Annotated in this window: 23 protein-coding genes, 2 pseudogenes and 1 riboswitch; of the genes and pseudogenes, 16 read left to right on the forward strand and 9 right to left on the reverse strand. The window is 70.9% G+C overall.

The features are described 5' to 3' along the window. Positions 1 to 3: 3 nt before the first annotated feature. From hypB to hypE, 5 genes are read left to right on the forward strand one after another with little or no spacing between them, the layout of a single operon-like run. Positions 4 to 711 carry a hydrogenase nickel incorporation protein HypB gene (gene hypB, locus P3G67_RS10200; RefSeq protein ID WP_276093137.1) on the forward strand — a complete coding sequence of 236 codons (708 nt, stop codon included), beginning with the start codon at positions 4 to 6 and terminating at the stop codon, positions 709 to 711. Then, the gene (gene hypF, locus P3G67_RS10205; protein ID WP_276093138.1) at positions 708 to 3,071 is read left to right on the forward strand and encodes a carbamoyltransferase HypF; all 2,364 of its coding nucleotides are present in this window, start codon (positions 708 to 710) and stop codon (positions 3,069 to 3,071) included. The genes hypB and hypF overlap by 4 nt, the downstream gene beginning before the upstream one ends. Positions 3,072 to 3,102: 31 nt before the next feature. After that, positions 3,103 to 3,387, forward strand: coding sequence for a HypC/HybG/HupF family hydrogenase formation chaperone (locus tag P3G67_RS10210; RefSeq protein WP_269858275.1), 285 nt, complete (start codon positions 3,103 to 3,105; stop codon positions 3,385 to 3,387). Continuing rightward, positions 3,384 to 4,508: a hydrogenase formation protein HypD gene (gene hypD / locus P3G67_RS10215; RefSeq protein WP_276093139.1), complete on the forward strand. Its 1,125-nt coding sequence runs from the start codon at positions 3,384 to 3,386 to the stop codon at positions 4,506 to 4,508. Before P3G67_RS10210 ends, hypD begins: the two co-directional genes overlap by 4 nt. Next, positions 4,501 to 5,571, forward strand: coding sequence for a hydrogenase expression/formation protein HypE (gene hypE / locus P3G67_RS10220; protein ID WP_276093140.1), 1,071 nt, complete (start codon positions 4,501 to 4,503; stop codon positions 5,569 to 5,571). Before hypD ends, hypE begins: the two co-directional genes overlap by 8 nt. 57 nt (positions 5,572 to 5,628) lie before the next feature. Here hypE and qcrB read toward each other — a convergent pair whose 3' ends face one another. From qcrB to qcrC, 3 genes are read right to left on the reverse strand one after another with little or no spacing between them, the layout of a single operon-like run. Further along, positions 5,629 to 7,266 carry a cytochrome bc1 complex cytochrome b subunit gene (gene qcrB, locus P3G67_RS10225; protein ID WP_276093141.1) on the reverse strand — a complete coding sequence of 546 codons (1,638 nt, stop codon included), beginning with the start codon at positions 7,264 to 7,266 and terminating at the stop codon, positions 5,629 to 5,631. Beyond that, positions 7,263 to 8,306 (reverse strand): cytochrome bc1 complex Rieske iron-sulfur subunit, encoded by a 1,044-nt coding sequence (gene qcrA / locus P3G67_RS10230; protein ID WP_276093142.1) that lies wholly within the window; start codon positions 8,304 to 8,306, stop codon positions 7,263 to 7,265. Before qcrA ends, qcrB begins: the two co-directional genes overlap by 4 nt. Continuing rightward, entirely contained in the window at positions 8,306 to 9,106 is an 801-nt protein-coding gene (gene qcrC / locus P3G67_RS10235) for a cytochrome bc1 complex diheme cytochrome c subunit (protein ID WP_276093143.1), read from the reverse strand. Before qcrC ends, qcrA begins: the two co-directional genes overlap by 1 nt. A gap of 223 nt (positions 9,107 to 9,329) precedes the next feature. On the opposite strand from qcrC, the gene P3G67_RS10240 reads away from it, so the two are divergent. Further along, positions 9,330 to 9,731: a DnaJ family domain-containing protein gene (locus tag P3G67_RS10240; protein WP_276093144.1), complete on the forward strand. Its 402-nt coding sequence runs from the start codon at positions 9,330 to 9,332 to the stop codon at positions 9,729 to 9,731. A 138-nt stretch (positions 9,732 to 9,869) separates the two neighbouring features. Beyond that, positions 9,870 to 10,520, forward strand: coding sequence for a DUF4360 domain-containing protein (locus tag P3G67_RS10245; protein ID WP_276093145.1), 651 nt, complete (start codon positions 9,870 to 9,872; stop codon positions 10,518 to 10,520). A 50-nt stretch (positions 10,521 to 10,570) separates the two neighbouring features. Here the strand turns inward: P3G67_RS10245 and P3G67_RS10250 are convergent, their stop codons facing one another. Next, on the reverse strand, positions 10,571 to 11,311 hold the full coding sequence (locus P3G67_RS10250) for a VIT1/CCC1 transporter family protein (RefSeq protein ID WP_391858238.1): 741 nt from the start codon (positions 11,309 to 11,311) through the stop codon (positions 10,571 to 10,573). A gap of 206 nt (positions 11,312 to 11,517) precedes the next feature. Continuing rightward, positions 11,518 to 12,825: a cytochrome P450 gene (locus tag P3G67_RS10255; RefSeq protein WP_276093147.1), complete on the reverse strand. Its 1,308-nt coding sequence runs from the start codon at positions 12,823 to 12,825 to the stop codon at positions 11,518 to 11,520. A 318-nt stretch (positions 12,826 to 13,143) separates the two neighbouring features. Between P3G67_RS10255 and P3G67_RS10260 the strand changes: the two genes are divergently transcribed. Then, positions 13,144 to 13,398 carry a hypothetical protein gene (locus P3G67_RS10260; protein ID WP_276093398.1) on the forward strand — a complete coding sequence of 85 codons (255 nt, stop codon included), beginning with the start codon at positions 13,144 to 13,146 and terminating at the stop codon, positions 13,396 to 13,398. Positions 13,399 to 13,570: 172 nt separating this feature from the next. Beyond that, complete coding sequence (locus tag P3G67_RS10270) at positions 13,571 to 14,785, forward strand: threonine synthase (protein ID WP_276093148.1); 1,215 nt, start codon at positions 13,571 to 13,573, stop codon at positions 14,783 to 14,785. Between the two features lie 105 nt (positions 14,786 to 14,890). On the opposite strand, the pseudogene P3G67_RS10275 reads toward P3G67_RS10270, so the two are convergent. Further along, positions 14,891 to 15,244 (reverse strand): annotated as a pseudogene (locus P3G67_RS10275) (transglycosylase family protein); the annotation flags it as partial. A 3-nt stretch (positions 15,245 to 15,247) separates the two neighbouring features. Next, a riboswitch (cyclic di-AMP (ydaO/yuaA leader) is annotated at positions 15,248 to 15,419 on the reverse strand. A 296-nt stretch (positions 15,420 to 15,715) separates the two neighbouring features. On the opposite strand from P3G67_RS10275, the gene dgt reads away from it, so the two are divergent. The 5 genes and pseudogenes from dgt (at position 15,716) to P3G67_RS10300 (ending at position 20,818) form a co-directional block, all read left to right on the forward strand. Further along, a complete protein-coding gene (dgt, locus tag P3G67_RS10280) occupies positions 15,716 to 17,041 on the forward strand; it encodes a dGTP triphosphohydrolase (RefSeq protein WP_276093149.1) in 1,326 nt (441 codons plus the stop codon). A gap of 353 nt (positions 17,042 to 17,394) precedes the next feature. Continuing rightward, positions 17,395 to 17,781 (forward strand): annotated as a pseudogene (locus tag P3G67_RS10285) (cytidine deaminase family protein); the annotation flags it as partial. Positions 17,782 to 17,864: 83 nt separating this feature from the next. Then, entirely contained in the window at positions 17,865 to 18,680 is an 816-nt protein-coding gene (locus P3G67_RS10290) for a class I SAM-dependent methyltransferase (protein ID WP_276093150.1), read from the forward strand. Positions 18,681 to 18,746: 66 nt separating this feature from the next. Continuing rightward, positions 18,747 to 19,499: an alpha/beta fold hydrolase gene (locus P3G67_RS10295; protein ID WP_276093151.1), complete on the forward strand. Its 753-nt coding sequence runs from the start codon at positions 18,747 to 18,749 to the stop codon at positions 19,497 to 19,499. Beyond that, positions 19,496 to 20,818: a cytochrome P450 gene (locus tag P3G67_RS10300; protein ID WP_276093152.1), complete on the forward strand. Its 1,323-nt coding sequence runs from the start codon at positions 19,496 to 19,498 to the stop codon at positions 20,816 to 20,818. The genes P3G67_RS10295 and P3G67_RS10300 overlap by 4 nt, the downstream gene beginning before the upstream one ends. Here the strand turns inward: P3G67_RS10300 and P3G67_RS10305 are convergent. Further along, positions 20,778 to 22,052 (reverse strand): PucR family transcriptional regulator, encoded by a 1,275-nt coding sequence (locus tag P3G67_RS10305; RefSeq protein WP_276093153.1) that lies wholly within the window; start codon positions 22,050 to 22,052, stop codon positions 20,778 to 20,780. The two genes, P3G67_RS10300 and P3G67_RS10305, sit on opposite strands and share 41 nt — an antisense overlap. A gap of 177 nt (positions 22,053 to 22,229) precedes the next feature. Between P3G67_RS10305 and P3G67_RS10310 the strand changes: the two genes are divergently transcribed. Beyond that, on the forward strand, positions 22,230 to 23,003 hold the full coding sequence (locus P3G67_RS10310) for a class I SAM-dependent methyltransferase (RefSeq protein ID WP_276093154.1): 774 nt from the start codon (positions 22,230 to 22,232) through the stop codon (positions 23,001 to 23,003). Further along, positions 23,003 to 23,479 carry a hypothetical protein gene (locus P3G67_RS10315; RefSeq protein ID WP_276093155.1) on the forward strand — a complete coding sequence of 159 codons (477 nt, stop codon included), beginning with the start codon at positions 23,003 to 23,005 and terminating at the stop codon, positions 23,477 to 23,479. Before P3G67_RS10310 ends, P3G67_RS10315 begins: the two co-directional genes overlap by 1 nt. A gap of 105 nt (positions 23,480 to 23,584) precedes the next feature. Here the strand turns inward: P3G67_RS10315 and P3G67_RS10320 are convergent, their stop codons facing one another. Both P3G67_RS10320 and P3G67_RS10325 read right to left on the reverse strand, forming a co-directional pair. Further along, positions 23,585 to 23,707 (reverse strand): hypothetical protein, encoded by a 123-nt coding sequence (locus tag P3G67_RS10320; protein ID WP_276093156.1) that lies wholly within the window; start codon positions 23,705 to 23,707, stop codon positions 23,585 to 23,587. A 7-nt stretch (positions 23,708 to 23,714) separates the two neighbouring features. Continuing rightward, on the reverse strand, positions 23,715 to 24,806 hold the full coding sequence (locus P3G67_RS10325) for a PP2C family protein-serine/threonine phosphatase (RefSeq protein WP_276093157.1): 1,092 nt from the start codon (positions 24,804 to 24,806) through the stop codon (positions 23,715 to 23,717). Positions 24,807 to 24,813 lie beyond the last annotated feature (7 nt).

Below are 24,813 nucleotides of genomic sequence, written 5' to 3' on the forward strand. Positions count from 1 at the left end.
GCCATGTGCCGTGTCGTTGATCTCCAGCAGGCCGTGCTCGCCAGGAACGACGAGCACGCCGACCTGCTGCGCGCCGATCTGGCGGCCCGCGGCACCACCGTCGTCAACCTGCTGTCCAGCCCGGGCAGCGGCAAGACGGCACTACTGGAGCTCGAACTGGCCATGGCCCGGGAGCGCGGTGTGCCGGTGGCGGCCCTCACCGCGGACCTGGCCACCGAGAACGACGCTGTACGGCTGGCCCGTTCCGGAGCGCCGGTCAAGCAGGTGCTCACCGACGGCCTGTGCCATCTGGAGGCCCGGATGCTCGCCGGCCACCTGGACGGCTGGCTGCCCGAGGCGACCCGCCTGCTGTTCGTGGAGAACGTGGGCAACCTGGTCTGCCCGGCCTCCTACGACCTGGGCGAGGCACTGCGCGTGGTGCTCGCCTCCGTCACCGAGGGCGAGGACAAGCCGCTCAAGTACCCTACCGCCTTCGGCCTCGCTCACCTGGTGGTGGTGACCAAGACCGACATCGCGCGGGCCGTGGACTTCGACGAGGGGGCCTTCCGCGCCAACGTCGCCCAGGTCAACCCGGGTGTCGAGGTGCTGCTCACCTCCGCCCGCGCCGGACAGGGCGTCGGCGCCCTGCTCGACCGGGCACTGGCCGCCGGGGACGGCGAACCGGTCCACCGCCCGGTGATGGCCGCCTCCAGCGCCCACCACCACTCGTGACCCCGCAGCAGCAGGCAGCGCCGAGCGCCGCACCGGTACAGCGCCGCCGGGTCACCGTACGCGGAGTGGTGCAGGGAGTCGGGTTCCGGCCGTTCGTCTACACACTGGCCAACGAGTTGGGCCTGGCCGGGCATGTGACCAACACCTCCGACGGGGTGCTGGCCGAGGTCCAGGGCGATCCACGGCTGCTGTCGACGTTCTGCGACCGGCTCGCCGTGGACGCGCCACCCCTGTCCGTGGTCGAGTCGGTGGCCCATGAGACGGTGCCGCCGACCACCGCCTCCGGCTTCGCTATCCTGCCGTCCAGCACCGGCGGGCCACCGCGCACCCTGGTGTCACCGGACACCGCGACCTGCCGCGACTGCCTCGCCGAACTGGCCGATCCGGCCGACCGCCGGCACCGCCATCCGTTCATCACCTGCACCCACTGCGGACCGCGCTTCACCATCGTCACCGGCCTGCCCTACGACCGCGCCAACACCACCATGGCCCGGTTCGCGATGTGTCCGGACTGCGCCCGTGAGTACGCCGACCCCGCTGACCGCCGGTTCCACGCCCAGCCCGTCGCCTGCCACGCCTGCGGCCCCCGCCTCAGACTGCTGGACCCCCCGGCCAGGCGCCCGGTGCACGGCGGGCGGGCACTGGACCGGGCCCGGAGGCTGCTGGCCAGCGGTGCGATCCTCGCGGTCAAGGGTCTCGGCGGCTACCACCTCGCCTGCGACGCCGCCGACCAGCGGGCGGTCAGCACCCTGCGCCGCCGCAAGGGGCGCGGCGACAAGCCGTTCGCGCTGATGGCCAGGGACCTCGCCGACGTCCAGCGGCTGGCCCATCTCGGGCCCAGGGAACGCGAGTTGCTCACCGGTGCCGCGCGGCCCATCGTACTGCTGCGCCGCCGCCAGGGCGCCCAACGCGCCTGGGACGCGCCACCGTTGGCCGAGTCGGTGGCACCCGGCAGCCCCGACCTGGGCATCATGCTGCCGTACACCCCACTGCACCACCTCCTACTGGGTCTGCCCGGCGACCCGCCGGGCCCCCGGCTGCTCGTCATGACCAGTGGCAACCTGGCGGGCGAGCCCATCGTCACCGACGATCAGGAGGCCCGAGAGCGGCTGGCCGCCCTCGCCGACGCCTGGCTGTACCACGACCGGCCGATCCATGTGCCGTGCGACGACTCGGTGGTCCGGGTCTGCGACGGTGAGGAACTGCCGGTACGCCGCTCCCGCGGATACGCGCCGATGCCGCTGACGCTGCCGGTACCGGTGCGGGCCGCGCTGGCCGTCGGAGGAGACCTGAAGAACACGTTCTGCGTGGCCGAGGGACGGCACGCCTGGCTGTCCGCGCACATCGGCGACATGGACGACCTGTCCACCCAGACCGCCTTCGACCGCGCGGTACGACAGCTGACGGCGATCAGCGGGGTGACACCGCGGCAACTGGCCGCCGACCGGCACCCCGGCTACCGCTCCACCCAGTGGGCGCGACGGCACGCCGACGGCCGACCGGTGACGTACGTCCAGCACCACCACGCACACATCGCGTCGGCCATGGCGGACGGCGGACTGGACGGCGCCCGCCGGGTCATCGGGGTGGCCTTCGACGGCACCGGCTACGGCGACGACGGCGCGGTGTGGGGCGGTGAGGTGCTGCTCGCCGACTACACCGGGTTCCACCGCTTCGCCCAACTCGCCTATGCGCCGCTGCCGGGCGGGGACGCGACGGTGCGCCGCCCGTACCGCATGGCGCTGGCCCATCTGCGCGGCGCCGGGATCGACTGGGCGCCCGACCTGCCCTGCACTGCCGCCTGCCCGCCGGACGAACTGCGCGTTCTGGAAGGGCAGTTGACGCGCGGAGTGGGGTGTGTGCCCACCTCCAGTATGGGACGGCTGTTCGACGCGGTCTCCTCGCTCGCCGGGGTGTGCCACCAGTCCCGGTACGAGGCCCAGGCGGCCATCGAACTGGAGGCCGCGGCGCTGGCCGGTGACCCGCAGGCCCCCGGATACGCCTTCGCGCTGCGCCCCGGCGGGGCCGGGGCCGCGGAAATTGTCGCCGATCCCGCACCGGTGCTGGCCGCGGTCACGGCGGACCTGCGGGCCGGGGCCAACGCAGGGCTGATCGCCGCGCGCTTCCACCGGGCGGTCGCCGAACTGGTGCACCGGCTGTGCGTGCTGGCACGGGAACGGTACGGGCTGGAGACGGCCGCGCTCACCGGCGGGGTGTTCGCCAACGCGGTGCTGCTGTCCGCCTGTTGCCGCGCACTGCGCCGGGACGGCTTCACCGTGCTGCGCCACCACCGCGTCCCGCCCAACGACGGGGGCCTGGCGCTGGGGCAGTTGATGGTGGCCGCGGCCCGTACCGACTGACCACCGAACGTACAACGAGCGAGGAGAAGCCATGTGCCTGGCGGTACCGGGCAAGGTGCTGGATATCGAGGACCGGGACGGCACCCGGATGGCCACCGTCGACTTCGGCGGTGTGCTCAAGGAGGTGTGCCTCGAATACCTGCCGGACCTGCGGGTCGGCGAATACGCCATCGTCCACGTGGGGTTCGCCCTGCAACGTCTCGACGAGGAGTCCGCGAAGCGGACCCTCCAACTGTTCGAGAACCTCGGAATGCTGGAAGAGGAGTTCGGCGATCCGTGGGCCGCGGCCGCCGCGACACCGGAGGCGCAGCGATGAAGTACATCGAGGAGTTCCAGGACCCGCGGCTGGCCCAGCGTCTGCTGGACGAGATCCACTCCACGGTGACCCGGCCGTGGGCGATGATGGAGGTCTGCGGCGGCCAGACGCACAGCATCATCCGGCACGGCATCGACCAACTCCTGCCCGACGAGGTCGAGTTGATCCACGGTCCCGGCTGCCCGGTGTGCGTCACCCCGCTTGAGGTGATCGACAAGGCACTGGAGATCGCCTCCCGCCCCGACGTGGTCTTCTGCTCGTTCGGCGACATGCTGCGGGTACCCGGCACCGGGCGCGACCTGTTCAGGGTCAAGAGCGAGGGCGGTGACGTACGGGTGGTGTACTCGCCGCTGGACGCGCTGCGGATCGCCCAGCAGAACCCGGACCGGCAGGTCGTGTTCTTCGGCATCGGCTTCGAGACCACCGCGCCGCCCAACGCCATGACGGTGTACCAGGCGCGCAGGCTCGGCATCCGCAACTTCAGCCTGCTGGTCTCGCACGTGCGGGTGCCGCCGGCCATCGAGGCGATCATGCGGTCGCCCGTCTGCCGGGTTCAGGCGTTCCTGGCCGCCGGACATGTGTGCAGCGTGATGGGCACCGCCGAGTACCCTGAGTTGGCCGAGCGGTTCGGGGTGCCCATCGTGGTCACCGGCTTCGAGCCGCTGGACATCCTGGAGGGCGTACGCCGTACCGTGCGCCAACTGGAGCGCGGCGAGCACACCGTGGACAACGCCTATCCACGGGCGGTGCGCCCGGAGGGCAATCCGGCGGCCAAGGCCATGCTGGAGGACGTCTTCGAGGTCACCGACCGCGCCTGGCGCGGCATCGGCGTCATCCCGGACAGCGGCTGGCGGCTGGCGGAACGCTACCGGGAGTTCGACGCGGAGCACCGCTTCGCCGTGGACTCCATCACCACCGAGGAACCGGCCGCCTGCCGCAGCGGTGAGGTGCTCCAGGGCCTGATCAAACCGCATGAGTGCGAGGCGTTCGGCACCCTGTGCACCCCGCGCAACCCGCTGGGGGCCACCATGGTCTCCAACGAGGGAGCGTGCGCCGCCTACTACCTCTACCGCCGACTCGGCGGCCCCACCGCCCCCAAGGAGACGAGCACCGTTGGCTGAGATCACCCAGGCACCACCCGACCTGACCGCCTGGACATGCCCCGCGCCGCTGCGCGACCAGCCCAAGGTGGTGATGGGCCACGGCGGCGGTGGGGTGATGTCGGCCGAACTGGTGCGGAACATCTTCGCGCCCGCCTTCGGCGGTCGGATCCTGTCCCAACTGGCCGACTCCGCCACGCTGAGCCTCGGCGGGGTGCGACTGGCGTTCTCCACCGACTCGTTCGTGGTGCGGCCGCTGTTCTTCCCCGGCGGCAGCATCGGCGACCTCGCGGTCAACGGGACCGTCAACGACCTGGCCATGAGCGGGGCCGTGGCGGCCTATCTGTCCTGTGGGTTCATCCTTGAGGAAGGTGTCGAGACGGAGGTCGTCGGGAGGGTGGCGCACGCGCTCGGCGCGGCGGCCCGGGCGGCGGACGTCGAGGTGGTCACCGGTGACACCAAGGTCGTCGAGGCGGGTCACGGCGACGGCATCTACCTCAACACCGCGGGAATCGGGCTGATTCCGGAGGGAGTCGACATCGCGCCGCAGCGCGCGGTCCCCGGCGACGTGGTGATCGTCAGCGGCGCGATCGGCGTCCATGGTGTGGCGATCATGAGCGTCCGCGAAGGGCTGGAGTTCGGGGTGGAGATCGTGAGCGACTGCGCCGCCCTCGGCGGTCTGGTCGCCACCATGCTGGCGGCCACACCGGACCTGCATGTGCTGCGTGACCCCACCCGTGGCGGTCTGGCCGCCGCGCTGAACGAGATCGCGGTCGCCGCCGGGGTCGGCGTGGAGATCCGGGAGAGTGCCGTTCCGGTGCCGCCCGAAGTGGAGGGCGCCTGCACGATGCTCGGCCTGGACCCGCTGTACGTGGCCAACGAGGGCAAGCTGGTCGCCTTCGTCCCCCGGCAGCACGCCGACGCGGTGCTCGCCGCGATGCGGTCCCATCCGCTGGGCGCGGCGGCGACGGTGATCGGCGAGTGCGTCGAGGCCCACCCCGGAATGGTCGTCGCCCGCACCGGACTTGGCGGCACCCGGGTGGTGGACCTGCCGATCGGCGAGCAACTGCCGCGAATCTGCTGACAGTTCACATGGATGAGGCCCCCGCCGAACGCGGCGGGGGCCTCATCCTGTCGGTGCTCAGTGGTGGTGGGTGCTCTCCTCCAGCTCCTCCGCCGTGGGCTTGGGGATCTGGCTGCTCTCCCCGTAGTAGGCCTCGGAGAGCTTGGCACGCATCTTGTCGGTGAACTTCACCTTGCGCTCGACACCGGAGTCGTCCACCGCGGGCGGCAGTTCCAGCGGCTCAAGCTGGTCGTGCGCGGTGAGTTCGTAGAGCCGCTCCTGCGGCAGCCGCTCATGGACCTCGATGTACTCACCGTGCGGCAGCCGCTTGATGATGCCGGTCTCCCGGCCGTGCAGCACCTTGTCCCGGTCGCGGCGCTGCAACCCCAGGCACCACCGCTTGACCACGATGAAGACGACCACCGGCAGTACGAAGAAGGCGATCCGGACGAACCAGGTGATGGCGTTGATGGACAAGTCGAAGTGGGTGGCGACCAGGTCGTTGCCACCGCCGAGCAGCAGCACCATGTAGAGCGCCAGCCAAGCGGTGGCCAGCGCGGTGCGCACCGGCGCGTTGCGCGGACGGTCCAGCAAGTGGTACTCGCGTTTGGCGCCGGTGATCCAGGACTCCACGAACGGGTAGACCGCGATGGCCACCAGTACCAGGATGAAGACCACCAGCGGAATGAAGACGCCCAACTCCAGTGTGTGGCCCAGGAAATGGATCTCCCACCCGGGCATGATGCGGATCAGGCCCTCCGAAAAGCCCATGTACCAGTCGGGTTGGGCGTCCGTGGTCACCTGGTCGGAGCGGTAGGGGCCGTAGGCCCAGATGGGGTTGACCTGGGCGATCGCGGAGATCAGCGCCAGGGCGCCGAAGACCACGAAGAAGAAGCCGCCCGCCTTGGCCATGTAGACCGGCATCAGCGGCATCCCGACGACGTTCTTCTCGGTGCGGCCGGGACCCGCGAACTGGGTGTGCTTGTGGTAGAAGACCAGGATCAGATGGGCCACCACCAGCCCGGCCATGATGCCCGGGATCAGCAGGATGTGCACGGTGAACAGCCGCGGAATGATCACCATGCCGGGGAACTGCCCGCCGTAGACGAACATCGTCAGATAGGTGCCGACGATCGGCACCGACAGCACCGCGCCCTCCAGGAACCGGATGCCGGTACCGGACAGCAGGTCGTCCGGCAGCGAGTAGCCCATGAACCCGTCGAACTGGCCGAGGAACAGCAGCAGGAACCCGAACAACCAGTTCAGCTCGCGGGGCCTGCGGAACGCGCCCGTATAAAGGATGCGCATCATGTGCACGAACATGGCCGCCACGAACACGATCGCCGACCAGTGGTGGATCTGCCGCATCAACAGGCCCGCCCGCACGTCGAAGCTGATGTCCAGCGTCGTCTTGTACGCCTCCGACATGCGGATGTTGGTCAGCGGCGTGTACGAGCCGTGGTAGACGACCTCGTTCATGCTCGGGGTGAAGAACAGCGTCAGATAGATGCCGGTCAGGATGATGATGACGAAGGTGTACAGGCAGATCTCGCCCAGCATGAACGACCAGTGGTCCGGGAAGATCTTCCGCAGGTTGGACTTGGCCAGGGCGTAGATGCCGAGCCGGCCGTCCGCCCAGTCCGCCAACCGCTCGCCCGCCTTGGGCTGCCCGGGGCGGCCGGTCGAGGCGCTCTGGGCCGAAGGGGTGGTGCTCATGCGCTGCGCTCCCAGTATCCAGGGCCGACGGGCTTGTCGAAGTCACCGAGAGCCGACAGATAGCCCTGGCCGTTCACGGCGATCCGTAGTTGCGGCAACGGGTGCCCGGCCGGACCGAAGATGACCCGGCCGCCGTCCGCGAGGTCGAACGTCGACTGGTGGCAGGGGCAGAGCACATGGTGCGTCTGCTGTTCGTACAGGCTGATCGGGCAGCCGACATGGGTGCAGATCTTCGAGTAGGCCAGGATGCCCTGATGGCCCCAGTCCGCCGAACGCTTGTCCTTGATATCGCTCGGCATGATCCGGACGATCATGAGCGCTGCCTTGGCCATCACCTCCTGGAAGTCCTCGTCGCTCTCCTGCACGCCTTCGGGCTTGGCGAACGTCAGGGAGCCCACGGCGATGTCCTCGGGCCGCAGCGGCTGGTTGTCGTTCATGTTGATCAGGCGTTTGCCGCCGACCCAGGCGGTGCGCTCCAACTTCTTCTCGGGCAGCGGGCCCAGGTCCCGGAACAGCACGATCGCCGAGAGCGGGACGATGGTCATCGCACCCAGCAGGGCGTTGCGCATCATCTTGCGGCGGCCCAGGCCGCTCTCCGCCACTCCTTGCTGGAAGTCGGTGAAGACCTTCCGGCGTACCTCGGGCGGGGCCGAGATCGGGTGGCGCTCGGAGGCGTACTCCGCGTCGGACATCAGGGTGCGGGCCCAGTGGATGGCGCCGACGCCGATGCACAGCAGCGCGATGCCCAGCGTGCCGCCGAGTGCGAAGTTCTGCGCGCTGACGTGCCCCACGGGGAAGATGAAGACCACCTTCGACTTGGGGATCAGCACATACGACGCGATGAAGCCGAACGCGGCGATCACCGCGAGGACGAAGAGCATCGTCACGACGCGTTCCGAGTGCTTCGCGGCCCGCTCGTCGATGTCCTGACGGCGCGGCTCATGGGCGGGCAGGCCCGGATCCGCGAAGGGGTCGACGGCTTTGCCGGGCTTGCCGCGCTCCGGCAGGTGGTCGGCTGCGTTGCTGTCCTGATGGGTCATTACTTCCTGGCCTTTGCGGTCCGGGCGGCGATCCAGATGGAGGCGGCGACCAGCACGCCCAGTCCGAAGATCCAGCCGAAGAGTCCCTCGGGGACGGGACCCAGTGACCCCAGGCTCAGGCCGCCGTAGCTGGGGTTGCTGCTGGGGTTCGTGACATGTGTGACGAACGCGATGATGTCGCGCTTCTGCGGCTCGGGCATCGTGGTGTCCGGGAAGGACGGCATGTTCTGCGGGCCGGTCAGCATGGCCTCGTAGATGTGCTTGGGGGAGACGTTGCGCAGTTCGGGCGCGAACTTGCCCTCGCTCAGGGCGCCGCCCGCACCGGCGAAGTTGTGGCACTGGGCGCAGTTGGTGCGGAACAGCTGACCGCCGTTGGCCACGTCCCCGGGGGCGTACTGGGAGGGGTTCGGAATCGCCGGGCCGGGGCCCAGCGAGGCCACGTAGGCCGCGAGCTGGTCGATCTGCGGCTGGGTGTAGACGGGGCGCTTCTTCGGCACCTGGGCGCCCGGCTGCTGCGCGGGCATCCGGCCGGTGCCGACCTGGAAGTCCACCGCGGCGGCACCCACGCCGACCAGGCTCGGCCCGTTGTGGGAGCCCTGCCCGGAGGTGCCGTGGCAGGAGGCACAGCCGACGTCGTACAGCCCTTTGCCCTGGTCGATCGCCAGCGACTGGGCGGGGTTGGCCTGGGCCCGCTGGGTCGGCGCGAACGCGGCGTACAGTCCGCCGGCGGCCGCGAGCGCGATGAGCAGGGCGACGAGCGCCGCCAGCGGATGACGGCGTCGTGCGGAGATTTTTTCCACGGACAACCCCGGTGTGCTGAGCGTGATGTGTCGGCTGGGTGGCCGTTCGGTCGACGAACAGGCGCTGGCGACGAAAGCCCCTATTCACAACAAATCGATCAGAACGGCCAGCCCCTAGGACATCACACCTGTGTTCGTGATCCGTGGCTCTCGGTGATCGTGTCTCGTTGCTACTACCGGTTCACGCTCGCCCGGCACGCCGGGCACGCGGGAGAATCGCACCATGACCGAACGCAAACCGCCCGGTGTCAGCTTCGAGTCCTGGGTCGACCGGCAGATCCGCGAAGCGGCGGAGCGCGGTGAGTTCGACAACCTGCCGGGAGCCGGAAAGCCGCTGCCCGAGCTGGACCAGCCCTATGACGAGTTGTGGTGGGTCAAGCAGAAAATGCGCCGTGAAGGCGTCAGCTACCTGCCACCCGTGCTCGCGCTGCGCAAGGAAGCGGAAGACGCGCTGGCCGCCGCCTCGCGGTCCGGTTCTGAGGAGGAGGTGCGGCGGATCCTGTCGGAGGTAAACGACAGGATCCGTGAGGCGCTCGGGAACCCGCCGCCGGGACCGCCGCTGAAGCTCACCCCCTTCGACGTCGAACGCGTCGTCCGCGAGTGGCGCGAGGGGCGTTCCGGATAGCCCCGATCGCCGACCGGGCATCGGCTCCTTCGGCGGACAGGATCGGCTCAACCTGCGCTATGCGCGCCGGGGTGTCGGTGGTGACATGAACCCACCAACTCGCCCCAGCGGGTTCCGCACAGCGACCGAGGGGAAATCATGCTCAAACCCATGCTCATCGGCGGCGCCGCCGCCGCACTGCTCGCCATGCCGCTGTCCCCGTCAGCGGCGGCCCACGGCCTGGACTCGCCGCCGCCCGGAAAGATCGTCATCGACCTGGTGAACGTCAACGGCTCCGGCTGCCCCGCCGGTACCGCCGCCGTGGCGGTGTCCCCCGACAACACCGCGTTCACCGTCACGTACAGCGACTACATGGCGCAGGTGGGCGTCGGTGCCAGACCCACCGACTTCCGCAAGAACTGCCAACTCGGGCTGGACGTGCACGTTCCGCAGGGCTTCACCTACGCCGTCGCCGAGGCCGACTACCGCGGCTACGGGCACCTGGAGAACGGCGCCAGCGGCCTGGAGCGGGCCAACTACTACTTCCAGGGCATGCAGCAGACCTCGTACATCGAGCACCCGTTCAGCGGCCCGATGGACGACGACTGGCAGACCACCGACACCACGGACGTCGCCTCGCTGGTGTACGCGCCCTGCGGTGAGGAGCGCAACTTCAACATCAACACCGAACTGCGGGTCAACGCCGGTACCTCGGACCCGAACACCACCAGCTTCCTGTCGATGGACTCCACCGACGGGAGCATCACCACCGTCTACCACTTCGCCTGGAAGCAGTGCCCGTCGCGGTAGCCGAACCGGCGGCCCGGATCCCCTCGGCCGGGATCCGGGCCGCCGCACGCCTAGGACAGGTGCGCCCCCACCAGATGGCCGACGAGGAACGTCATGCCCGTCGCCAGCGCGCCCAGCGCGAACTGCCGCACGCCGCCGACCAGCATCGGACGCCCGGTGAGCCGGGCCACCGCACCGCCACCGAGGAACGCCGCGAGACCGGCGAGCACCAGGGCGAGTACGAACGAAGGCAAGCCGAGGAAATAGGGCAGCAGCGGAATGAGCGCACCGACCGTGAACGACGCGAAGGACGCCCCAGCCGCCGTCCACGGCGACGGCAGATCATCCGGGTCGATGCCCAACTCCTCGCGCACATGGACCGCGATGGCCTGCTCCGGGTCGGCGGAGATCTGCCGTACCACCACGTCCGCCAGATGGGGGTCGACCCCGCGCTTGACGAAGACCTCGGCCAGCTCGCGCTGCTCCGCCTCGGGGTTGCGCGAGTGCTGGAGCTGCTCGACGGCCACCTCGGCCTGGGTCAGCTCGTTCTGCGAGCTGACCGAGATGTACTCCCCGGTGGCCATCGAGAAGGCACCGGCGATCAACCCGGCGAGACCGGTGAGCAGGATGGTGTGGTCGGCGGCACCACCGCCGCCGACGCCCGCGATCAGCGAGGCGTTGGTGACCAGTCCGTCCATGGCGCCGAACACCGCCGGCCGCAGCCAGCCGCCCGACACGTCGCGGTGCCGCAGCGCACGGTGCCGCCCGCCCGGCTCCCGCCTGGGCGGCGCGGCCGGTACCACGGGGGGCATGGCCGGCGGTGGGGGGACGGGCATCGTGAACTGCTGGGTGGCGTACGGACCAGCGGGCTGGGCGCCGGTCGCGTCCATGCCGGCGGAGTACGGCTCGGGGGGTGGACCGGGGGAGTGGAGCCACTGCGTGTTGACCGACACGTCTACCCTCCATCAGCACGGACACGTCGCTTCGGGTTGGGTAACGGAAGCGTCCGGTCCGCGGTTCAGCAGCGACGCTCCCTCGGCGTACGCCGACGTACGATCAGCGGCAGCGCACTGGACATCGACATCAGCCGGGTGACCGGAGGTGACCCGCCCGGCGCCGGGCGGACGCTGCACCGGCTGAAGATGACGCTGAGGAAGGCGGCCATCTCCGCCCGGGCGAACTGCTCACCGGCGCATCCGCGTACGCCGCTGTCGAACGGGATGTACGCGTCCCGGGGAATCCCCGGACTCGACTTGGGCAGCCAGCGGTCGGGGTCGAATCGCTCCGGGCTGGCGAAGAGTTCGGGGTCCCGTTGCAGCGCGTAGACGGAGAACAGCACGGTGGATCCGGCCGGAATCCGGTAACCGCCCAATTCCACCGGGCTGTTCGGCCGCCGGGCGAGCATCCAGGTGGACGGGTAGAGGCGCAGCGTCTCGGCGATCACCCGCTGCTGGAAGGCCAGTTCCCGCAAGGTCTCATGGGACACCTGATGTACGTCGCGGCGACCGAGCGCCTCGTCCAGCTCGCGCTGGAACCGCCGTTGGGCGTCGCCGTCACGGCTGAGCAGATAGCAGGCCCAACTCAAGGCGCTGGCGGTGGTCTCGGTACCGGCGACGAGCATCGTGACCAGCTCGTCGTGGACCTGCTCGTCGCTCAACCCGGCGCCGCTGTCCGCGTCGCGCGCGGTGAGCAGCATCGACAGCAGATCACCGTGCTCCAGCCCGTCGGCCCGGTACTCGGCGATGGCCCGGTGCACCGCCTCCTGGAGGGTGCGCTGCGCCCGGCGGAAACGCAGGTTCACCGGCATGGGCAGCCTGTCCAGCGCGCCGACCGGGGTCAGCGCCCGCCTGCCCAGCCCTTCCAGCAGCACGGGTAGGGTACCCCGCACGTCCTCGGCCAGGCGCGCTCCGGCCCGGCCGCGGAACAGGACCTGGGTGACCGTCGTCAGGGTGAGGGAGAACAGCTCCTGGTCCAACAGGATCTGCGCGCCGTGCCGCCAGGAGTCGACCCTGGCCTCCGCGATTTCGCACATGGTCGCCGCGTACTGCCGGATCCGGGACGGATGCAGCACCAGCCCGACGGACCCGCGCCGGCGCAGCGAGGCGGCCTGCTCCGCATCGGCCACCAGCATCTGCCGGATCAGCGCGGGGGAGTTGACCGCGTAGGCCCACCGAGGCCCGAGCCGAAAGCGCACGACATCCCCTCGCGTCCGCAGGGCCCGCACGAACTCCGATGGCTGCCTGCGCAGTTGGGGAATGTGCCCGAGCAGAGGCATCGCGCCGGGCAGGGACGGAATCCTCACGCGGTGGACGGTGCTGGCACGCATGCGTCGATTCCTCCCCGGCGAGCGGTCGCTGCGGCTCACACTTTCCCCGGGGCTCCACGCGAAACGTCCGGTGGTGCGGCGACCGGAGGCGAAGGGTGCGGGACGGCGCGCGGGGTGCGTTCTGTGGGGGCACCACGCGTGGCGCGGTCGGCTCGGCGCCGACGGACTACGCCGTGATGGTTGCCCGCCGTCGCGGCGGGAACCTATAGGGGGCTGGCGCGGCGGCGAGCAAGTCGAACGGCGCCGGTCGGCGGTACCAGGCCGACCGCTATCCCTTACCCTGTGGCCGTCCGGACGAACAAGCGAGGCAAGGACGAAATGGCACAGCACCGCGCGGACGCGCAGGAGAACGCCTCCGCCGTGGACCCGGCGCAGTTCGCGAGGGAGGAGTTCCGGATCCTCGCCCCGATACGGCCGACCATCTCCAAGGTGAGCTGTCCGCACTGCCCGGGCGCCGCATTCTTTGACGGCACGTCAGGTTGGGTGTGTATGAAGTGCGGCCCGGTGTTCGGGGCGACGCTGCACGGGGACGGCCTCGGCCGCGAAGCGTCACTGGACGACAGCGCCGGGTGACGAACCCTTCACGGTTCCGGGGGACCGACCAGGGACCAGCTCTGCGCCGAGGCGCAGCGCCGCCACATCAAGGGCCGCTCCTCGATGAGCAAGTCCGAACGGACGGACGTTTTCGGCGAGTAGCCGCGGAACCGGGCGCGACCGGGACGGGCAGCGCCTAGTCTTCTGGACCATGACGCCAGGAGACTCGCTCGCGAACGGCCAGCGCTCACTGGGTGATCCGGACATCGGCTATCCGCTGTGGCCGCCGCTGACGAGCGGCTGTCCGCGGACGAGCACCGACGAGGTCGCCTATCCGCTGGAGGTCGACTACACCTACGAGAAGGTGGACCGGGCGCTGTTCACTCGGCCCGGACACGTGAACCGCGGGGACGGTCACGACCGTTGGGCTCCGCTGCTGCCGCCACTGTCCGCGCCGGGACTCGGCGAAGGGGGCACTCCCCTGGTCGAGATCGGCGATGGTGTCTTCATCAAGGACGAGTCGCGCAATCCGACGTGGAGCCACAAGGACCGGTTGAACCGCTGTACGGTCAGCGCCGCCGTCGGCGTGGGGGCGGAGGGCATCGTCGTCGCTTCCTCCGGCAACCACGGCGCGTCGGCCGCGGCCTACGCGGCCCGTGCCGGACTGCGGTGCGTGGTGCTCGGCTCGGACAGCATGCCGCCCGCGGTGGACTCGTTCCTGAACGCGTACGGCGCCGTCGTGCTTCCCGTACCGCAGGAGGACCGGTGGCCGCTGATGCGGCGGCTGGTCGACCGGCTCGGCCTGCATCCGGTCAGTAACCTCACCGTCACGCACACCGGGCACCCCTTCGGCCCCGAGGGCTACAAGACGATCGCGTACGAGGTCTTCACCGAACTCGGCGTCCCGCGAGCCGTCTTCGTGCCCACGGGATACGGGGAGCTGCTCTACGGAGTGTGGAAGGGGTTCGCGGAACTCAAGCGGCTCGGTGTCGCGGAGCGAACCCCGCGGATGTTCTCCTGCGAGCCCGCCGCCGGTGGTCCGCTGGCCGCCTCCCTGCGGTCGGGGCGACTGGGTGCGCCGATCGAGGTGGGGCCGACGTCCGCGTACGCCATTGACTGCTCGGTCGCCGGCCACCGGGGCGTCGTCGCCATCCGGGAGAGCGGCGGGCAGGCGCTGCTGGTCAGCGATGAGGAGATGCTTTCCGCCCAGTCGGAGATGGCCCGGCAGGGGCTGTGGGCGGAGGTTTCCAGCGCCGCGGCGCTGGCCGGCCTGCGTGGCCTGGGCGGCTTCGACGGGCCGGTGGTCTGCGTCTCGACGTCCAGCGGATTCAAGGACCTCGCCGTCGGTTCGCGCAGGTCAGAGCCGGTCGAGCCGACGTGGGAGGCGGTGGCGGGCCGCCTGCGGAAGGCGGGCTTCCCGGCCTGACCGGCTCGCGCTCGCCGCGCGATTGCTGGAAAGGCGCCCGCCGGTCCACGTCGGAAGGGCTGTGGGCCTCGACGATATGAACCGGCGGTCAGCGGGGTCTTACTTCAGGCCGCCGGCCTTGGCGCACTGCCAGGCGTTGGGGCCCTGCATGGCCAGCAGCTTGTTGGCGACGGTGATCTGCTGGTCCTTGGTGGCGTAGTCGGCGCGCGGGGCGAACTTCAGGCCGCCGGCGGCGGCCCAGCTGGAGGGCGAGAACTGCAGGCCGCCGTAGTGGCCGTTGCCGCCGGTGTTGTGGTTGGACCAGTTGCCGCTGGACTCGCACTGGGCCACGCGGTCCCAGGTGGCGACGGAGGCGGCGGAGGCGGTGGTCGAAGCGAGGACGGGGAGGGAGATCGCGGCGGTGGCGACACCGGCGAGAGCGGCGAGACGGGTCTTGGAGGCGCGGTGCAGCTTGAGCATGGTGTGATTCCTCACCGACGCCTGCGAGGTCAGCTGTCGGGTTCGGGCCAGTGAGTGCCCGGTCGTGGCCTTGAAGGCACGACTTCACCCCAAGCCGGTTCCGTCCCCTGCGGTGAGGGGCGGTTCCGGCGGAGAACCTTGGGTCCCCCGCTCCTGCCTACGGCGCTGTTCGCGTCGACTGTTCCCATCGGTCGGCGGCAGGACTCGGCGTTCCAACCGGCGGGGCCCGCGAAGGCGAGCGATGTAGACAGAAACACGGACTCCCGGGGTGGGGCAAGACCCCCCTCAGTGGGGCAAAACGGGCAATTAGCGATCACTGGAAGTGTGTAGTCGCAGGTCAATGGGGGTAAAGTCCGAAAACTGACCGATTGGTCCACCTTTGCGGGGAGAGGTACGTCACACCAGGGGCCGGTCCGCCGGGGGACGGTCGTCCTCCCTGTCCGGCCAGCTCACGCCGCGTACCATCGCCGCATGCGACCGGCCAAATACAGCGACGAGGACCTGGAACAGCACGCACTGCGCCGCAGGGTGTCCGATGAGGGGCAGCGCTCCGGGTTCGAGCATGACGTCGACCGGATCCTGTACTCCACCCAGTGGCGGGCGCTGGCGGGCAAGAGCCAGGTGGTGGCCAGCGGTGAACTCGGCGCCTACCACACGCGGTTGACGCACTCGATGAAGGTGGCACAGCTCGGTCGACGGATGGCCGAGCGCCTGGAACGTCGCTACGGCGGCCCCAACCCGGCGCTGGTGGAAGCCGCCTGTATGGCCCACGACATCGGCCATCCGCCCTTCGGGCACGCGGGCGAGACGGCGCTGCGCGCCACCATGGACGAACTGCGGGAGGCGGACCGCGCGCTCGACAGCTTCGAGGGCAACGCCCAGACCCTGCGGGTGCTGACCTTCCTGGCCGCGCACAAGTACCCGGGCCACCGCGGGCTGCACCTCACCCGGGCCTGCCTCGACGCGTCCACCAAGTACCCGTGGGAACGTGCCCCGTGGGCCGAGGACCCGGCACGGCACGCCAAGTGGGGCGTGTACGCGGCCGACCGGGAGGCCTTCGCCTGGGTGCGGGCCGGCCGCACCGGAACCGAGGTACCGGTCGAGGAGCAGGTGATGGACTGGGCCGACGACGTCACCTACGCCTGCCACGACGTGGAGGACTTCTATCGCACCGGCCTGATCCCGCTGGCCGCCCTGTTCCCACCGGACGGTGCCGCCGGCGGTGACACCGAACGTGAGACCAGGCGCTTCCTGGACTACGTGGCGGCCAAACGGGCCGGCGCCGGGCAGCCGTTCGACCGCGCCGAGGCGCGGCAGCTGATGGCCGACATCGGCAAGCGGCTCCAGGTTCCCGCGCCCTACAGCGGCAGCCATGAGGACGCCGTCGCGGTGAACCGGCGCACCGCCGACCTGATCGCCTACTTCACCCGGGACATCCACCTCGAAGTCGGCGGCGCGGCCGCCATCCGCTACGGCGCGCGCCTGGTCATCCCCCAAGAGCGGCGCGCGGCCTGCGACTTGCTCAAGGAACTCGTCTGGTGCTACGTGATCGACCGCCCGGCGCTGGCCACGCAGCAGCACGGAAAGCGGCGCATCGTCAGCGAGTTGCTGCGGTGGAGCCATGACGCGCCCGAACTGCTGCCGCCCGAGCGGGCGGAGGAACTGCGACTCCACGGTGACCCGCTGCGCGCCGCGGCCGACCATGTCGCCTCGCTCACCGAGGACCAGGCCATCGCACTGCACCACCGGCTTTCCGGCGTCGGCCTCGGGTCCATGAACGACAACATGTGGTTGTGACGGGGACGGGAGGCCTTACCGCGGCCTCCACCCCGGTGCGAGGCCGGGAAACGCGCTGGGAGTGCTCACCCTCATCCTGGTGCCGCCACGGACGCTGCGCCCGGAAGAACGGGAGCAGTGCACACGGGTCGCGGACGAACTGGCCCGCCAACTGGCCGGTTCGGGCGAGGGGTCTACGGAGGACTGCACCGCGATGCCGCTGCTCCTGCTGGTGGAACCCGATCAGGGGTCCGGGGAGGCGGTCAGCTTCTCCCCGCTGTACCAGGTCTTCCGGCTGGCGTCCTCACTGACCGAGGCCGTGCGGATCAGGGACGTGCTGGACGTGGTGGTGTCCCGGATCGTGGCGCCGTCGGGCGCCCAGGGGCGCGACCCGAACCGCCCAGCGCTACTGCCGCGGCGACAACCACTGCGTCGCGGCGGCGGCCCGCACCCGCGGCGGCCGCGTCGTCACCGCCGTGAACGCCTACCACTTCACCGGCGGCCCGTGCGCCGAACTCGTGCTCATCGGTACGGCCGCGTCTCAGGGCGACTACGACCTCTCCACCATGGTCGCGGTGGCCGACCAGGACCGGGGCATCATCGCGCCCTGCGGTCGCTGCCGCCAGGTCCTCTTCGACTACTTCCCCGCCCTCACCGTCAACGTCGGTCCCACCACCGCCCCGCGCGCCGTCTCCATCGCCGAACTGCTCCCGGACACATACGTGTGGGCGGAGCACGGCGCGGACGCTGACCGCTGCTGATGTGGCCGTGGTTCCTACGGTAGTGCGTATGGGACGACGCGGACTCTGCGCCATCTGTTCGGGAGAACAGTACGCTCATGCTTATGACTAGCAGAGTGAAGTGGTCGGGGCCGTCACGGACCAGCCAGGCTGTGGCCCTGACCAGGGCCGAACTGGACCGGCCGTGCAGCGAGCAGGGGGACCCGCAGGCGCAGCGGCGGCTGTGCGCCGGGATGCGGGCCGTCCCTATCGACCGGCTGCGATCCCGTCTGGCCGCCCGCACCCGCTTCTTCGACGAGCAGGTGCTGGCGGCCGTCGACTCCGGCATTGCTCAGGTGGTCGTCCTGGGCGCGGGCTACGACGACCGGGCGTTGCGGTTCCGCTCCCCGGGCGTGCGGTTCTTCGAACTCGACCACCCCGCCACCCAGACGGACAAGGCCCGGCGGCTGGCGGAGCTGCTCGCCGGGGCCGCGGGCCCGGTCCTGGCACCCGCCGACTTCAGCCAGGACGACGTGGCCGCCGTGCTGGAGGCGCACGGGCACGACGCGGAGCGGGCCTCACTGTTCATCTGCGAAGGGCTGCTCGTCTATCTGGACCAGCCCACCATCCTGCGACTCCTGGCCCGCCTGCGCTGCCGCGCGGCCGGCGGCAGCGTGCTCGTCGCCAGCCTCGCCGTACACCCCGAAGGCGAGGACTCAGACGCACTGGCGGCCGCAGCCAACGCCCGGCGCCGCGCCGGCCGCAGCGAGCCCTGGCGCACCATCCTGCCCGCGCCCGCTCACCTGGACCTGCTCGTACGATCAGGGTGGCAGCCGCAACTCGCGGCGGACGACGCCCAGTTGGACGATGCGGCGCCGCCCGGTAGGTCACTGCTCGTCGCCGCCCAGGTGGGTGACCAGGCCACAGGCACCCTGGCCTAGGCCACCCCGGGCGCACTATCGTCGTGGCCCGGGAACTGGCGGGCGGCAGACAGGGGGTCGGTAACGGTGAGTGCGCACACCCTGATCGGGACCGGCGAGCACCATGTGATCGCGCTGCACGGCTGGTTCAGTGACCGCACCGGCTACCAGGGCCTGTGGCCGTACCTCGACCAGCGGGCGTTCTCGTACGCGTTCATGGACTACCGCGGCTACGGCGAGGCGATCGGCGCCGCAGGGGAGTTCACGATCGACGAGATCGCGTCTGACGTGCTCGCGCTCGCCGACCGGCTCGGCTGGGCCGAGTTCAGCCTGATCGGCCACTCGATGGGCGGAGTCGCCATACAGCAGGTGCTGGCCCGGGCACCGGGCCGGGTGCGCAAGCTCATCGGTGTCTGTCCGGTGCCCGCCTCGGGGTTCCCGTTCGACGACGACGGCTGGCGGCTGTTCTCCAGCGCCGCCGACAGCGCCGACAACCGGCGGGCGATCATCGATCTGACCACCGGACGCCGACTCGCGGACGGCTGGCTGGACGCCATGACAGCCCGCTCGCTGGATAGTTCGGCCCGGGACGCCTTCGCGGCCTATCTGCCGCAGTGGGCCGGGGCGGACCTGGTGCACCTGGTCAAGGGCAGCCCGCTGCCGGTGAAGGTGGTGGTGGGTGAGCACGACCCCGCTCTGTCCGCCGACTTCATGCGCGCCACCTGGCTGACCACGTACCCGAACATCGAACTCGAGGTGATGGCCAACTCCGGCCACTACCCGATGGACGAGACCCCCATCGCCCTGATCGCCTCCGTGGAAGCGTTCCTCAGCCAGTGACCGCCCCACCGCTGGACGAGCGGCAACGCGCCGACGCCGCACGGATCCTGAGCCCCGACACCTATGCGCACGGCATGCCGCACGACGCGTTCCGCCGCCTGCGCGCGAGGGCCGCGGTCGTACGCTTCGAGGAGCAGGGAGTCGTCGCCGTGCTGCGGCAGGCCGAAGTACGGCAGGTGCTGCGCTCGCCGCGGCTGTACTCCTCGCACCTCGGCGGCACGCAGATCATCGATCCGGCGACGCCGGAGGACTTGGCGGCGGTGCGCCGGATGATGCTCAACATGGATCCGCCCGACCACTCCCGGCTGCGCTCGCTGCTGGCCCGCGCCTTCACACCGCGTGCGGTGGACGCGTTGGGGACGCGCGTCCGGTCGCGCGCCCGCGCGCTGGTCGACGCGGTGGCCGAACGCGGAGAGTGTGACTTCGCCACCGAGGTCGCCGCCGACCTACCGGTCGCCACCCTCGCCGAGATCCTCGGCGTCCCGGCCACCGACCGCGGGCTGCTGTACGACTGGTCCAACCGCGTCGTCGGCTACCAGGACCAAGAGTACGCCGCCTGCCACACCGTCGACCCCCGCACGACAAGCGAAGCGGCCCGCCACGCCCTGGAGTTGCGCCCCCAGCCCGACGCCGAAGGCCGGATGCCCGACCCGCGCTCCCGCCACGGCATGCCCGACCTGTACGCGTACGCCTACCGACTGGGCGAGTTGAAGCGGAAGGGCACACCGGACGACATCATGGGCGTCCTGATGCGCCAGGTCGACACGGACGGCGGCCGGGTCACCGTCGAGGAGTTCGAGCAACTCTTCTGGCTGCTGACGGTCGCGGGCAACGAGACCCTGCGCAACGGCCTGCCGGGTGGTCTGCTCGCCCTGATCAGCCACCCCGACCAGTACCGCAGGCTACGCGAGGACCGGTCACTGCTGCCGGGCGCGGTGGAGGAGATGCTGCGCTGGTGGACGCCCGTGCTGCACATCCGCCGCACCGCCACCGCCGACACCGAACTCGGCGGGGTGCCGATCAGGGCCGGGGAGAAGGTGGTCGTCTACTTCGGCTCGGCCAACCGCGACGAGCGCGTCTTCAAGGAGCCGGACACGTTCGACGTCGGCCGGGCACCGGCCGACCATCTGGCGTTCGGTCACGGCCCGCACTTCTGCCTCGGTGCCCAACTGGCCCGGTTGCAGATGCGGGAGATGTTCGCCGCGGTCCTCGACCGGCTTGGCGAGGTCGAACTAGCCGGGGAGCCACGGCGGTTGCGGTCCGACTTCCAGAACGGCGTCAAGCATCTGCCGATCCGCTGGCGGCCGGTCGCCCGTTGACGGTGCGCGTGCCGCGCAGCAGCAGGGCGGCCAGCGCCAGTGCCGTGCCGCGCGGTGCGGACAGGTCGAGACCGGTGAGTTCGGTGATCCGGGCGAGCCGGTTGTCCACCGTATTGGGGTGCAGGCCGAGTTGGCGTGCGGTGCCGCGCCGGTCCCGCTGGCTCTCCAGATAGGTGCCCAACGTCGCGAGCAGCTCCGGCCGGTCCGCTATCGGGTCCAGCAGGGCGGCTATCGGGGCGCTGCTCTCGGTGTCGCGGGACAGATGGAACTCCAGCAGCACGTCGTCCAGCCGGTGCAGCCCCGGCGGCCGTCCGCAGGCCCGGGCCACCCGGATCACCTCGGCCGCGGTACCGGCGGCCTCGGCGAAGTCCGCCGCCGTGGCGGCGGGCACGGCGGCCAGCCGCACCTCGGCACCGCAGTCCCTGCGCAGCAGTTCGGTGAGCCCCTCGGGTACTTCGGGCATCCCCTGGCCCTCCCGCCCGGGTACGACCGCATGCCCGCCGTCGTCCGTGAGCACGGTGAGCACCTCGCCGCCGAGACCGCCCTCCAGCGCCGTCCGCAGCCGCCGTCTGCGGCGCCGCTCGGTCAACGCACGCCCCGCGACCGACGCCGGCGACTCGACCCGCAGGCACAGCACCAGCCCGCCGTGCTCGACCCCCAGCGCGCGCACCGCCTCGTCGTCCGCCGCCCGGGTGCCGTCGAGCAGCCCGCGCAGCACCGAGCGGCGCCGCTCATAGCGTTCGGCGTCGAGCGCCGCCCGCTCGTCGAGATACGTTTCGGCGACCGCGCCCATGATGCCCTCCTGAGCGCGCAGCAAAAGCCCGGCCAACTCGGTCAGCGCCGCCTCCTCGCCGGGCCGCGCGCTGTCGTGCAGCGCCTGCCACAGCACCCGCACCCCGAGCGCGTGGCTGCGCAGCAGCCGACGCAGCGGTACGCCCTCCTCGGCGCGCTGCGCGGCGCGCTCGCGGAACGGGCGGTAGTCGTCGGCGCGGCCCGCGGGGTCATGGGTCCCGCGGGCGAACAGCCGTAGACCGTAGCGGGCGGTGGCGGCGATCTCGGCGTCCTCGAAGCCGCCCGGCGACTGCGCGCCCTCCGGGACCTGTTCGCCTCGGTCCCGCGATATCCGCCGGGCCAAGTCGTCTATCCGGGGTTCGCAACGGGCCACGAGGGCACGGGCGTTCGGGGAGACCTCGTACCGGCTGGGCGGACGGGTCGTCCGCGGACGTGCGGTCATCGCGGTCCTCCGAGCACTGAACGTCGCCTGCCGGTCTGTGATTCATCACAGTATGAACGGTTACCGGATCCGTAACCTGGCGGGTCCGTCGGCGTTCTCACAGTGGCTGCCTCATGCAATGACCTCGCGGTCGAGGCAGCGGTGCCGCGAGGGCCCGTCGGTCGAAAGGCTGCCGCAGTGCTGCGCATCTCAGCCACGCCCCCGATGCCGGTCCGTGTCCTCGACCCGGCGGGCGCGGAGTACCACCGCGCCTTCCAGACGTTCCTGGCCAGTACCGACCAGAAGCGGGTAGCCGAGGATCAGCTGTCCACGGTCCTACGCAGGCTGCCGCACCGCCGCCTGTTCGTGGACGTGGGCGCGGGCGACGGAGCCACCACCAGCCGCCTCGCCCGGCACTTCCAGCGGACGCTCGCCATCGAGCCCAACGCCGATCGGCACGACGCGCTGCGCGAGGCCTGCCCGGCCGCCGAACTGCTGCCCGGCACCATCGCCGAGGCGCACCCCGACACACCGGCCGACCTGGTCCTCTGCTCGGACGTCCTGTGCCACGTACCGCGCCGGTCCTGGGCCGAGACGACCCACCGGATGCTCGACTGGCTCGCGGACGGCGGCGAACTCCTCGTGGTGCTGCAGAACCCCGACAGCGACTGCCAGCGCCTGGTGCGCCACTTCACCGGCGTACACCTCGATCTCGCCGAGTTGCGCGACGAGTTGAACGGGGACGGCGTGGTGGCGGAGGTGGAGACGCTGACCTCCCATGTCCAGGCCGGCACCTTGGCGGATGTCGTGGTCATCGCGGAGTTCCTGCTCAGCATGGCACCGTTGGACCAGCTGGGGCCGCCCGACCGCAGGGATCTGGAGGTGTACGTCCGGCGGGCGTTCGCCGACTACTCCGGAGGCTTCTCGTTCACCTGCACCCAGGACTTCCTCCGCGTCCGGAGGGCCGACTGATGCGCCGCTCCCGAACGCCGGTACGGCTGCTGCTCCTTGGCGTCCTTCCCGGGCTGCTGTGTGGTTGCATGGCGGTGCCCTCGCCTTCGCGGTCCACCGATGCCGCGAACCCGTTCGGTCCGTCGGCTGGTGCCGGTGCGGCGGGTTCGGCGAGCGCGCCGCCGGGGGAGGGTACGTTTCCGGCCGCGCTGCCCTTCGCGCGGATCACCGCCCCCGCCGCGCCGTCACACAGCCGGCCCGCCGCTGTTCAGCACCTGGACGCCCCCGCCGGTCTGCCCGCGCAGTCCCCCAGGAGTGAGAGTCCCCGGCAGCCGGTCCCGCAGCAGCCGGTCCCGCACCACCTGCGGCAGAACCGTGCGCCGGTTCAGGCCCGGCCGCCGGTGAACGTCCCACCGGGTATGTGCGACCAGGCGGAGTGGTCCGGCCAACTGCCGTCGGGTCTCGGTTCGTCCTGCCGTCAGATGTTCGGCCGCTGAGGAGTCACAGCCCGCGAAGCCGGTCGATCACCTCCCGCAGCAGTCCGGGATCCGGCTGGTCCATGGCCGCCCGGGCCGACGCGTTCCCGGCCGCGGGGGCGGTGCCTACCAGAACGAGGCGGCGTTCTCCACGAGTTCGGCGGCCATATGGATGACGTCCGCCACCGCCTCGGCGGCGATGCCGACCTTGGGCATCGTCGGCACCACGGCGAGGGGACACGGTGCCATGAGGACGTCAAGGTGACGGGCGGGTGCGGCTGAGGGCGAGCACCGCCATGTCGTCCGCGTCGTGTCCGCCGGTCCATCCGCCGACGTCCCGCACCAGGACGTCGATCGTCTCCCGGGGCTCCCCGAACGGGCCGCGCCCGGCCAGTCGCGCCGCCGGATCGTAGAAGTGCCCGGCCCGGTCCCGTGCCTCGGTCACTCCGTCGGTGACCAGCAGCAGCGTGGCACCGGACGGGAAGGGAAAACTGTCCGCGGCTGACCGCTGGGGATTCAACTTGCCCATGCACAGCGGAAGATCGGGTTCCGTCGGGTCCAACGTGCTTACCCCACCGTCCTCGTGCAACAGGTAGGGCGAGGGGTGGCCGCGGTTCAGCAGCCGTACCGCGCCGTGCTCCAGGTCGAGTTCGCCGACCAGTGCGGTGACGAAGCCCTCCGCCCGCTCGTCGCCCTCGCGTCGCCGCCCCTCCCTGACCAGCGCGTGCTCCAGCCGCCCGGCCAACTCCACCAGATCGGCCGCCTGTTCGGCGGCCTCCCGGAAGGCGCCCAGCAGCACCGAGACGGCACGCACCGCCTCCAGCCCCTTGCCGCGCACGTCCGCCATCAGCAGCCGGACCCCGTACGGGGTCTCCTCCACGGCGTAGGCGTCACCGCCGATCCTGGCCTCGCTCTGCGCCGCCCGGTACAGCGCGGCCACCGACAACGGGCCGAGTCGGCGCGGCGGATCCGGCAGCAGGGCGAGCTGGGCGGCCTCCGCCACCGTGCGCACCGCCTCCAACCGGCGCCCGTAGCGGGAGATCACCCGGTTCACCTCAAGGCCGACCAGCGCCCCGATGATGACGTTACCGGCCTCCACCGCGCCGTGGAGCGGGCCGAACGTGCCCTGCCGGAACGTCCACCACAAGGTGGCCACCACCATGGCGGCCGCCACCACCACGGTGCGCCGCAGCGGCAGTGTCGCCCCGGCCGCCACACAGGCCACCGCCACCAGCGGGCCGCCGGAGTACTGGATCGGCGTCAGCAGGTCGAAGACGACCCCCGCGCCGATCAGCGCCGTGGGCGCCCACCGGACCAGGCCGAGCCACGACTCGGCGGCGGGATCCATCAGCCGC

It is taken from the genome of Streptomyces silvisoli (genome assembly GCF_029269905.1).
GTDB classification, from domain to species: Bacteria; Actinomycetota; Actinomycetes; order Streptomycetales; family Streptomycetaceae; genus Streptantibioticus_A; species Streptantibioticus_A silvisoli_A.